Origin of the sequence: Streptomyces sp. NPDC000345 (assembly GCF_042898825.1) — a bacterium.
Lineage (GTDB): Bacteria > Actinomycetota > Actinomycetes > Streptomycetales > Streptomycetaceae > Streptomyces.
The window spans coordinates 1-1,191 of the sequence record NZ_JBIAZE010000039.1 but is presented as its reverse complement, the minus strand read 5'-3'; the positions used below and the strand labels follow the sequence as shown (position 1 = coordinate 1,191).

General features: G+C 66.2%; 1 protein-coding gene. It reads right to left on the bottom strand.

Annotation, left to right across the window (positions count from 1 at the left end; genetic code table 11):
- Complete coding sequence (locus ACFY30_RS39310) at window positions 1-1,086, bottom strand: IS630 family transposase (RefSeq protein ID WP_390849948.1); 1,086 nt, start codon at window positions 1,084-1,086, stop codon at window positions 1-3.
- Window positions 1,087-1,191 lie beyond the last annotated feature (105 nt).

The following is a 1,191-nucleotide window of genomic DNA, read 5'->3' as shown; positions in this document are numbered from 1 at the left end:
CTAGTGTCCCGGTCCGGAGATGCGGTCGCAGTAGCGGCAGATGCGGTCGATGATCTGGTCTGCGGTTTTGGTCCACTTGAAGGGCCGAGCCTGTTCGTTCCAAATCTTGATCCAGTCCTCGAGCGCGGTCCTCAGCTCGTCGAGTGAGCAGAACACGCCGCGTTCGAGGCAGCGTCGTTGCAGTTCTGCGAACCACCGCTCGACCTGGTTGATCCAGGACGAGTAGGTCGGGGTGAAGTGCAGCTGGAACCGGGGATGCGCAAGCAGCCACTTGTGCACCACCGGCGTCTTGTGGGCGGAGAGGTTGTCGCAGATCACGTGGACCGCCAGGCCGGGGTCGGTCTGGCGGTCGATCTCGTCGAGGAAGTCACGGAAGTCGACCGCGCGGTGCTGTGCGGACAGCTTCCCGATCACCTTGCCGGTGGCGGTGTTCAGGGCAGCGAACAGGTCGATGGTGCCGTGCCGGACGTAGTCGAAACTGCGCCGCTCGGGGGTGCCCGGGACCATCGGCAGCACCGGAGCGGTCCGCTCCAGAGCCTGGATCTGCGGCTTCTCGTCCACGGCGAAGACTGCCGCGTTCGCCGGCGGCGCCAGGTAGAGCCCGACCACGTCACGGATCTTGTCGATCAGCAACGGATCCGGAGAGATCTTGAAATCCTCGGTACGCCATGGCTGGAGGCCAAAGGCCCGCCAGATCCGCAGCACGCTCGTCGGTGAGATCCCCACCCGACGGGCCAGCTCCCGCTTCGACCAGTGCGTCGCACCCTCGGGGACCTCTTCCAGGGTGCGCACCACCACCTCCTCCACCTGGGCATCGGTGATGGTGCGCGGCACCCCCGGGCGCGGCTCGTCGGACAGCCCGTCGAGCCGGTCCCGCAGGAATCTCGTCCGCCACCGGGCAACGGTCCCGCGGTCAGTGTCCAGCCGCGCGGCCACCGCGGTATTACTCAGCCCCTGGGCGCACATCAGCACGATCCGCGCTCGCTTCGCCAGACCCTGCGCCGTCGTCCGGCGTTTCGCCCATCCTTGCAACGTCAGCCGCTCGGCCTCGGATAACACCAGCGGCTCCAGCCTGTTGTCCCCCATACCGTCAGCACACCGAAGAAGAGCAGCGCTGTCACCGGCACGGCCATGATCTGAAACAGAACACAACTCACGAGGCGAAGCGAGACCTCAAGACCGGGACACTAG

Bases quoted from the DNA above. Each gene is read 5' to 3' on its own strand.
- ACFY30_RS39310 (WP_390849948.1), bottom strand. From the start codon at position 1,086: ATGGGGGACAACAGGCTGGAGCCGCTGGTGTTATCCGAGGCCGAGCGG.